Below are 9,544 nucleotides of genomic sequence, written 5' to 3'. Positions count from 1 at the left end.
GGAGAAGCCGTTCGGCATCGACGGGGCTGCTGCGCAGGCGATCCTCGCGGCGGTCGAGGTGCATCCCGAAAGCTTCGTCCGCTGCTCCAGTGAGATGCCCTTCTTTCCGGGCGCGCAGATGGCGATCAACTATGTGCGCAGCGGCGCTCTCGGCACCATCGTCGAAGCGCGCAGCAGCTTTTTGCATTCAAGCGACGTTGACGTGAACAAGCCCATCAGCTGGAAGAGGCAGAACACATTCTGTGGTGAGCCCGGGGTGCTCAACGACCTCGGACTTCACACCTGGCACGTGCCACTGCGGCTCGGATGGGCCCCGGAAACTGTGTACGGCATGCTGCAAAACATCGTCACCGAACGCCCTGGGCCAGACGGGCAGCTTGTGCCGTGCGACACCTGGGACAACGCCGTTCTGCACAGCTGGGCGACACGCGAAGGCGTGCGGTTTCCGCTCACGACCGAGACCAAGCGCATCGACCCCGGACAGAAGAACACCTGGGTGTTTGAGGCCATCGGCCTGGAGGGTGGTGTGCGCTTCAGCACCAAGAACCCCAAGCTCGTGGAGGTGTTCACTGTGGCCTCGGTGCCCGGTATCGGCATCCAGCAGGTCTGGCAGCAGCTCGATGCGGGCAGCCAGTCGGTGTGGCCCACGGTCACCGGCGCTAATTTCGAGTTTGGATTCTCGGACTCGATCCTGCAGATGTGGGCGGCGTTCCTCGCGGAACGCGAGGGCAAGCTGGGTGACGGGTTCGGCACGGTCACGCCACACGAGGCAGCAGCCACTCACGATATCTATCGCGCAGCCATCCGCTCGAACGCCGAAGGTGCAGCGTTCGCACCCTGACCAGATCCAGTGCCCCATCGATATCAGCAATGGGTCGTGGACATGTGCCAGCCGATGCTCGACCCCGGCGCGCCCGTGAAGAGGTCGGCCATTGGCAGGTACTGTGACGGCTACGAATAGTACTCCCGGCACGAAAGCGCCGGCGCGTGTTTCTCCGCCTGTATCGTCGAGAACTGCTCCAACTTCACGACCGGCCCCGAATTTGCCGAAGCTATCGCCGAGCAAGTCGATGGCATCCAAGCTGTCAAAACCGGTGCCGAACGACGTGGCTGAGATAACGAAGCAGCGCGACCCGCCACCACCACCGCAGCAACCCTCACCAGCCAGCCAGCCAGCCAGCCAGCCAGCCAGCTCCGCCAAAGCCGAAGGTTGACATCGAAACCCCAACGCCTTTCACCCAACAACGAGAGCCGGTTGGTCGAGCGACTCAACAAGGAAATCACACGCCGCACCGATGTCGCTGCCGTATTCCTTCAACCCGCCGACCTGCTCCGCCCGGCCGGATCAGTTCTGATCGAGCATCACGACGAATGGGGAGCCGACGACCTACGCTACTTTTCCGAGAACTCCGTGCTTGAGTAGACCACGATGAATCACCCCACCGAGACCCTCAACGAGGCTGCCATCAATCCAGAACTCGCCGACGATTGGAATAAAGCAACTGACGTGAACGGCGGTGAGAAACTCCACCACGCCGCGAGATGAGTTGGGTTAGGGCGACTAACAGCCCGACCTCGACTTTTGGCGGGGTGGGAGGAGAATCCTGGGTCCTCCCTTGACCTAACAACGGTTAGTCACGACAATGCATGAGAAAAATATTCCCCTCGAGAATGAGGTCGGTCCGATAGACGCCGATGTGGGCATACACTCAGCGAACGGTAATCGAACTATCTCGCTGATTGGGGACCCGCGACATCACCTTTACCGTCAGCGTTGCGAACACTGTGCGGAGGGCTCGATGGCTCCTGCTAACAGACATTCGAGTGCGGTAAAGGAACGAGGTCTAAGTGGATGAGGTCATTCCCGGGAACGTTGATGCCGGTGTGGGGGTTGCTGCATCGGACCGTTGGCGGACCCTGCCGGCCCAAGTGCCGGTCGAGGAGCAGAGTATCTCAGTGGCAGTTTCGGTTCCGGAGGACCCGGAAGGCGGTCGGAATCCTGACAACGACTGGCTGCTTCGGGGGGCGTAACGCTCCCGTGTTCGGCGCCGAATATCGCATCCATTCAGCATGAGCAGTCACTCTCGCATAAGGTCAGCGGACGGAAGGCAAATCGTCCTCAGTGCAACCCTGGGGACACTTGCATCGCAACCTAGCTCGGGGTCCCTTTCCTAAATTCAGCATCTGGATCTACGTTGAGCCTCTGCAACGTGGCCTGTTCGGCTGGGCCTCCTTCGCGCGATCCTGCATCAGGTCCGAGCCCGCGGGACGACGACAAGATCGCGCTTGCCTCCGCTGTCAGAGCTCGAACCTGCATGGCGGGGCTGGATGATGCTACGGCCAAGACGGTCATAGCGATCGAGCACTCTTTCACCTTCTCCGCGCGCACCGTGCTCGCTATCCCGCACGACATTGATGCACGCGACGCCGACGGATCAGGTGTAGCCGTGGTCTAGAACGAGCAGTGTGTAGAGCCCACGGGGTCATGGCAAATTTGCGCTGAATCAGGGTGGGAAGGCCCTTCATCAATCGATTGTGAATATCGTTACGCGGAGTAGCTCGCCGCGAGCCGCTTGAGTCCCTCATCAAGTGACACCGACGGCGACCAGTCAAGCGCCTGGCGTATGTCGCGCTGGTCGAACCAGTGCGCAGTGGACAGCTGTTCGGCAAGAAAGCGCGTCATGGGTGGCTCGTCGGTCCCGGGCCGCACAGCCCATACTCGCTCGGCCACCGAACCCAATGCACGCCCCAGGCCGGCGGGGATGCTCCATCGCGGGGGGCGCACGCCCGCGGCGAGGCAGATGGATACAAGAATTTCGCCGACCGGGCGCGGCTCACCATTCGTAAGAACGTAAGCCTTGCCGTGTGCAACATCGGCGCGATGAAGCGCCGCAACGATTCCGGATGCCGCGTTGTCGATGTAAGTCGTGTCGATGAGGGCGGTACCACCGTTGAGCAGCGGCAGTCGACCGTGTCGCGCACGGTCGACGATCCGATCGACAAGCTGGGTGTCGCCCGGACCCCAGACGAGGTGCGGCCGGATGACGACAACCGGCATCGCGATGCAATCATGGGCGAGCGCGAGCAACTCCGCCTTCGCTTTGGTGCGCGCGTATTCGCCGCGAGCCAGTTCGGGGGATGCGGGTTCGGCACCTACACCCGCCAGTGCGGAACCGCTGTGCGCGACCGAGGGCGACGACACGTGAACCAGGCGGTGCACCCCCGCGCCTTCGGCCACGGACAGCACCGACCTCGTCCCCTCGACATTGACGGCATGAAATTCTCGCGCGTCGCCGGCGAGCGACACCTTCGCGGCAAGGTGGATGACGCCCTCTGCATTCTCCATGGCGCGGGTCAGCCGGCTCCGATCAGTGATCGAGCCCAAGACGTCAGTAGCCCCGGAAACGCCTGATGCGCGTCGCTGCAGGGTGCGCACCTGGTGCCCGGCGGCAATCAGCTCGGTGGCGACGGCACGACCGAGGAATCCTGATGCCCCGGTGACGAGCACGATCACGGTGCGGTCAGCTTTCCGCCGGCAAGTGCACGCTCTGCCCATTCGGACAGTCGTGACCGGTCGATCTTCGAGTTGTGACGGATATCCATGGGAAGTTCAGGTACGGCGAGTACGGCGACGAGCGGAAGTCCCGTGCTGGCGCGTACTGCTGCCGTCACATCCGGACTCGCTAGTCCGGGTCGACTGGTCGGCGGCACCGTCTCGACGACCGCGACAGCCTGCCGCAGCCTGTGCGGTCCGACGCCGACCACGGCGGCACGTCGCACGGCAGGGACATGCTCGACATCCTGTTCCGCTCCGACGGGCGCAATCGGGCCGTTTGCCGTCACGATCACGTGCGGCAGGCGGCCCTCCACCCACAGGCGGCCGAGGTGATCGAGGTGCCCCACGTCTCCGGTGCGGTGCCAGCGCTCCTCCGGTGAATCCGACCCACGTCTGGTGTCGCGAACAGCGGCGCGGTCCGTCATCCACAGCCGGTCGTAGTGGTCTTTCAGATGCGGTGCCGAGATCACGATCTCCCCAAGAACACCGGTCTGGGTGTTCGGCACCCCCGCTGCGCGTCCCTCCATGTCGAGTGCGCAGATGAGCACACGGTTCGCGTCGATGGGCGTACCTACGCATACCCCTGTGTCGTTCTCAGCGGCTGCGGCGCGGATCCCATCGAGTGTGATGTCGGTCACCAGCAGGCACTCGGTCATCCCGTACGGCGTGTGCGGGGTTGCGTTCGGCATCAGGGCATTCGCTGATACGAGCAGTTCCGCGCTGACCGGCGCACCGGTGGACAGAAAGGTGTGCACTCCCCGAAGCTCGACGCGATCACTATGCGTGAGACCTCCGGCGGTCGCAACGACGTTCAGGATGGCGGCAGGGGAGAGGAAGACGATGCCGGCCCGAGACTCCCGTACAGCGGCGGCGACAGCCTTTGCAGTGAGGGTGCGCGGTGACGACACATCCATTCTCGGTGTTATCGACCGAGTGCCGAGCGCCGGACCCAGCAGCGCAAAAGGGGCGAACCCCGACACGATTCCCGTGTCGGCCGTGACGTCGAAATGGTTCGAGAGCACGTCGCGTAGTGCTGAAAGTTGCGCATGGCGGTACACGACGCCTTTGGCCGGTCCTGTCGACCCCGAAGTGAAGAGGATCGCGGCTTCATCCTCCGCCCGTGGTGGCGTGGGGAGCGGTGTGTCGGCACCCATCGTGAGCAGGTCACTGAGGCAGTAGGAAACGCCAAGGGCAGCGGTTGTCACCCGCGGCAGTCGCGCAGTCGAGATTCGGACTCCCGGCCACCCGAGGGCGCATGCGGCGACGAGACCGCGCGCCTCCCCGATGACGAAGTCCGGCCACGTCCCGCGCACCGCGCGCGTCAGCCCTTTCACTCCGAGACCGGCGTCAGCGACTACGACGACGGCGCCGATCCTCAGGCAGGCATACATCACCGCGGTCAGGGTCGGTCCCGGTGGGATAAGCAGCGAGATCCGTTGGCCCTGTTTCACGTCGATGGCGGTGAGGCCGGAGGCAAGCCGGTGCACCCTGTCGGCCAATTGCCGCCAGCTCACGTGTCGCGAGCCTCGACCTCCATGGGTCGACATATCGATGACGGCAGTGTCGTCGTCGTGTCGCCGCTCGTCGAGCCTGTGCCAGAGTGGACGGAAGGGCACATTGTCCGGTTTGGCCGGCGCTAGCGAGGCTCGGAGCGATGTCGCGGGACGGTCCGAAAGGCGATCGACATTGTCATCAAGCCAGGTCAATACCGAATCCGCGTAAGGCGCATCCTCGGCGATGAGATGACCGGCGCCTTCGAACCGGTGCACATCGGCTTGCGGAAGCCGGTCGACGAGGTCAGCGAGGTAGCGATCGCCGAAGATCGGATCGCGTGGACCCCACAGGATGAGCGCAGGGACGTCGAGCCCGGCCACCCCCTCGGCGATTCGCTCGAGTTCGCCGGAGCTTTCGTGCACAGCACCAACCGGGATATCAGCTACGAAGCCGCCGATTCCCGAGCGACGGCTCGCGGAGCGGTAGGGCGCACGATATGCATCCTTCACCGCCGAATCGAGCGCGGGCGAGGCGAGGGCCAGCGTCGTTTCCAGGAACGCGGGCGTACAGACGGTGGATGTCGCGAGCACCCCTCGAGCGCCAGCAAGCCGCAGCGGTGCCGGAATCGGTGTGCCCTTTGGATGATGGACGGCCGTATTCAGCAGCATTACGCCGGCAAGCTCTTGCTGATGGCCAATCGCCCAGCCTAGCGATACGACGCCGCCCCAGTCGTGACCGAGCGTGACAACACGGCTGGTGAGGGAAATCGCATCAGTAAACGCGGCCAGATCGACGACCCGCTGCGCGAGCGGGCGATGCACGTCGGTGCGCTCGGAGAAGCCCATTTCGAGCTGATCTACCGCCACAATCCGCCAGGCGGGTGATCCCTGCTTCGCTGCCTCTACCGACCCGGTGAGAAGGGCGCGCCAGAGGTAAGACCACGTCGGGTTGCCGTGCACAGCCAGAACGGTACCGATGACGGGCACACCGAGCCGACTCAGCTCGTCCCCGGTATCGAGGTAGTGCCATTCGCGGTGCAGACCCTTGTCGGCACCGCGGCCGGGTGCATAGATGGTGCGACTGAAGCAATTGTCGAGTCCGGATAGGTCGAGGGTGAGCGGGGAAGCTCGCCCAGTCATGATGTGGTCGCTTTCACGTTGCCGTCACCACGCGAGTTCCATCATCGCGGTGTTAAGACCGGAACCTACCCCCATCAATAGAACCCGATCGCCCCTGTTGAGTGTGTCCTGTGCTTCGACGAGCGTAATGGGAATCGACGCCGGCCCGACATTGCCGAACCGGGGATAGGTGATCGGGACGCGATGTCGATCTAGTTTTGCGGCCTTGATGATGGCGTTAGTGTGTACCGACGAGACCTGGTGGGTGATGTACATATCCATCGATGACCAGTTCCATTCCCCGGCGGCCTCTTTCCAGGCCGAGACTACTAGGTCGAGGCCGCCCTTCAGGAGCGTTTTCGCATCCGTGAACATGCCGTCGACGCTGCCGACACACAAATCATGGAATTGGGTCGCTGCGCGAGTGACGCCGCCGAGGATCCGGTGACCGGTGGGATTCTCATCGGATCGGCCGAGCACGGCGGCAGCCGACCCGGAGCCGAGTGTGAGCGACGCGAACTCGCTCATGAACCCATCGCGATCGGCGTCGGTGTTCAGTAGTCGGGTGATGGTGTTGACCTGGATCTCGTCAGCATCTTCTCCATTGACGACCATGGCATATTCGATCTGGCCGGATTCGATCAAGCTCGCGGCAAGGCTCATCCCGCTCACAAAGCCGAGGCAGGCGTTTGCCACATCGAAATTAATGGCAGAACTGGGCAGTCGCAGCTCGTGATGTAACAGTACGGCGACGGACGGTTCCAAATGCCTGCGACTGACGGAGGTATTGATCAGAAGTCCCACTTCGGAGGGATCGACTCCCGCCTCGGCCAGGGCACGCTTTCCCGCTGCCACCGTGGCATCGTCGGATGTCTCGCCCGGGCTCCAGTTGCGTCGTTCGAGCACTCCTGCCACGCGCTGAAGTAGCCCCTGCGGCAGATCGAGTCGCGAGAGCGCCGCCGCAAGTCGGGTCTCTATGTCGACAGACGTCGTGACCCGGCTGGGTAGGGTACTCGCGACCGACAACAGTGACACGTTATCAAAGCGGGTGGTCGCGTTCCCTGACACTGAACCTCCGTTAAACGGGCCTTTAGGCCCTCCAATCAGGACCCTGAGTTTACGCCTGTCGATACCACCTCCGAGAACTCACCGCCCAGCCGCGTTTTGTGCTATCACCCACACGTTTTGCTTGGCGGGTGCAATGTGCCGCCTCGGAAAGGAGACTGCGAAGATCACGTCCGGAGAGAGGCTCGCGCGATCCGATTGAGGAGACTTTTTATCTCCGTCAACACCGATACCATCTACATCGCCCGTATCAGCGACAATACCGACACTCGCATCGGAACCTTTCCCGAAAAATTGCTGCGCTGGATATCCGGACAGGTGGTCATCACGGCGGCCGGTACGGAGACTGTACCCATACGACCGGTAGGGGCCAGCAGCACATCCGGGCACGAAGCGAATAGAAGAAGAAAGCCTCCGAAACCGCAAGACGAACTGCACCTCACATTGACTGCCCGACTTCGGTCCAGGCTCAGGCGCACTGGGACATGTCAATCGGCACGTTCCTCAGCCATGCTGTTCCCCCCGTCGACGACTATCGATTGCCCTGTTACATACGACGCCCCAGGGCTCGTCAACCAAGCGACGACGGAGGCCACTTCGGCCGCCGTGCCACTTCTGCCCATTGGCGTGCGCAACCCTTGCTGATACTCGGACGGCAGTTGCGAGCTCGTGGCAATCCAGCCGGGCGCGACCGCATTGACGGTGATGCGATGAGTTGCTTCGTCGACCGCGAGCGCGCGGGTGAGACCGACCATTCCTGCCTTCGCTGCAGCGTATGCAACATCGCCGCGCGAGGCCATCACTGGTCCTGTGACACTGGACACGTTGACTATTCGACCCCAGCGTTGCGCGCGCATACCGGGAATCACGGCTCTGGTCAATAAGAAAGCGGTTGTCAAATTCACGGCGAGAGCCTTGTTCCACCGTTCGAGAGTCATCGAAATGTCACCCCCTTCGATGCCGTGGTCACCTACCGAGACCATCCCCGCATTGTTCACGAGGATGTCGGGGATTAGCTTCGCGTCCGATACCGACGCCATCAATGATGAGACGCCGTGCTCCGTCTCCAGCCGGCTTACAAACCCTGTGGCCTGAATGCCCGATTCTCTCAACTCAGCGACACGGTCGTGCACACGATCTGTAGTCGAGGTCACCACCACCCGTGCTCCCAACCCACCAAGCTCCCTGGCGACGGCAAAGCCAATACCTTCCGGGCTTCCTGCCCCACTGATCATGGCGACATGACCCTTCATATCGAATGCACGCGTAACTGGCACGGCCTCATAGTCGCACAGGACCGCATATAAGAGAGGACGAAACGTCATCCACCGCCCGCCCCTGGATAAACTGCACCCATGGATGACACGGCACCCCGAGCTGTCGAGCACAGTGATGGCACTGATTCCAGCCCGCCGTGCCTCAACTGTGGAGCCGCACGTGAACTCGTGATGCTCGAGCGCTTTACTGGCTGGTGGTGCCGCGAATGCGCAGTGGCTGGCCGCTCTCCGGCATGACCACCAGTCTGCTCATCGTTTCCGATACCCATGTCCCCACTAGGGCGCGGCAATTGCCCACTGGGGTGATCGAAGCGGCAAATGCTGCTGACCTGGTGATCCATGCTGGCGACTGGATCGCGGCATCCACTCTCGACCAGCTTGAGTCTCATGCCGAGGTGTTGGGAGTCTGGGGAAACAATGATCCGGCCGAACTTCGCGCGCGATTACCAAAGATCGCGCGGCGCACCGTAGACGGTGTGCGATTTGCCGTCACTCACGAGACCGGTGAGGCCAGGGGCCGTGAGGATCGGATGGATATCATGTTCCCTGATACCGACGTGCTCGTCTTCGGACACAGCCATATCCCGTGGGATTCGCTCTCGCGGTCGGGACTTCGGCTGCTGAACCCAGGGTCACCCACCGACCGACGTCATCAGCCGGTGTGCACCTATCTCACCGCTGTCGTCGACGATGGTGCCCTTCGAGACGTCGCGCTCCTGCGCCCCTAGAAGACGCATGAGCGACTGGGGGCAGCACGGAAATTTGCTTGCCCTGCGACTTGCGATCGACTGCAGAGTGCGGTTCAGCCCAGGTGGGGCTCGCCGCGTTTATTCGGGCGAATCCCACCGCGAGAGTCTGCCCGAATCTCGATCAGTTTACCGCTGATGCGGGTGTCCTTCAGTTTGGCCAGCACGTGGCCCGGCAGGTCTGCGGGTAGCTCCACGATCGAGAAATCCGGGCGAATTTGGATGTGACCGAAGTCGTCCCGACTCAGGCCCCCCTCGTTAGCGAGTGCTCCCACGATCTGTCGCGGC

8 protein-coding genes and 1 pseudogene are annotated in these 9,544 nt (G+C 62.6%); 4 read left to right on the top strand and 5 right to left on the bottom strand.

Annotated features, from left to right (window positions below; all coding sequences use genetic code 11):
- The 3 genes and pseudogenes from RMN95_RS05475 to RMN95_RS05465 form a co-directional block, all read left to right on the top strand.
- Nucleotides 1-841: gfo/Idh/MocA family oxidoreductase (locus RMN95_RS05475; RefSeq protein ID WP_309615939.1), on the top strand; the 841-nt coding region annotated here is incomplete at its 5' end.
- A 417-nt stretch (nt 842-1,258) separates the two neighbouring features.
- Nucleotides 1,259-1,423 (top strand): annotated as a pseudogene (locus RMN95_RS05470) (transposase); the annotation flags it as partial.
- Between the two features lie 892 nt (nt 1,424-2,315).
- Complete coding sequence (locus RMN95_RS05465; protein ID WP_309615938.1) at nt 2,316-2,456, top strand: hypothetical protein; 141 nt, start codon at nt 2,316-2,318, stop codon at nt 2,454-2,456.
- An 89-nt stretch (nt 2,457-2,545) separates the two neighbouring features.
- Here the strand turns inward: RMN95_RS05465 and RMN95_RS05460 are convergent, their stop codons facing one another.
- The 4 genes from RMN95_RS05460 to RMN95_RS05445 all read right to left on the bottom strand — a co-directional run bounded on the left by RMN95_RS05460 (nt 2,546) and on the right by RMN95_RS05445 (nt 8,510).
- A complete protein-coding gene (locus RMN95_RS05460; protein WP_309615937.1) occupies nt 2,546-3,514 on the bottom strand; it encodes an NAD-dependent epimerase/dehydratase family protein in 969 nt (322 codons plus the stop codon).
- Nucleotides 3,511-6,189, bottom strand: coding sequence for an alpha/beta fold hydrolase (locus RMN95_RS05455; protein ID WP_309615936.1), 2,679 nt, complete (start codon nt 6,187-6,189; stop codon nt 3,511-3,513). Before RMN95_RS05455 ends, RMN95_RS05460 begins: the two co-directional genes overlap by 4 nt.
- 24 nt (nt 6,190-6,213) lie before the next feature.
- A complete protein-coding gene (locus RMN95_RS05450; protein ID WP_309615935.1) occupies nt 6,214-7,236 on the bottom strand; it encodes a 3-oxoacyl-ACP synthase III in 1,023 nt (340 codons plus the stop codon).
- A 485-nt stretch (nt 7,237-7,721) separates the two neighbouring features.
- A complete protein-coding gene (locus tag RMN95_RS05445) occupies nt 7,722-8,510 on the bottom strand; it encodes an SDR family NAD(P)-dependent oxidoreductase (RefSeq protein WP_309615934.1) in 789 nt (262 codons plus the stop codon).
- Between the two features lie 233 nt (nt 8,511-8,743).
- Here RMN95_RS05445 and RMN95_RS05440 point away from each other — a divergent pair, with 233 nt between their 5' ends.
- A complete protein-coding gene (locus tag RMN95_RS05440) occupies nt 8,744-9,238 on the top strand; it encodes a metallophosphoesterase (protein WP_309615933.1) in 495 nt (164 codons plus the stop codon).
- A gap of 74 nt (nt 9,239-9,312) precedes the next feature.
- Here RMN95_RS05440 and RMN95_RS05435 read toward each other — a convergent pair.
- Nucleotides 9,313-9,544, bottom strand: a 232-nt coding sequence (locus tag RMN95_RS05435; protein ID WP_309615932.1) for a DbpA RNA binding domain-containing protein, incomplete at its 5' end; no start/stop codon positions are given.

The sequence above is a fragment of the Salinibacterium sp. genome, assembly GCF_031364185.1.
Classification (GTDB): Bacteria; Actinomycetota; Actinomycetes; order Actinomycetales; family Microbacteriaceae; genus Rhodoglobus.
This window is presented reverse-complemented; position numbering and strand designations above follow the sequence as displayed.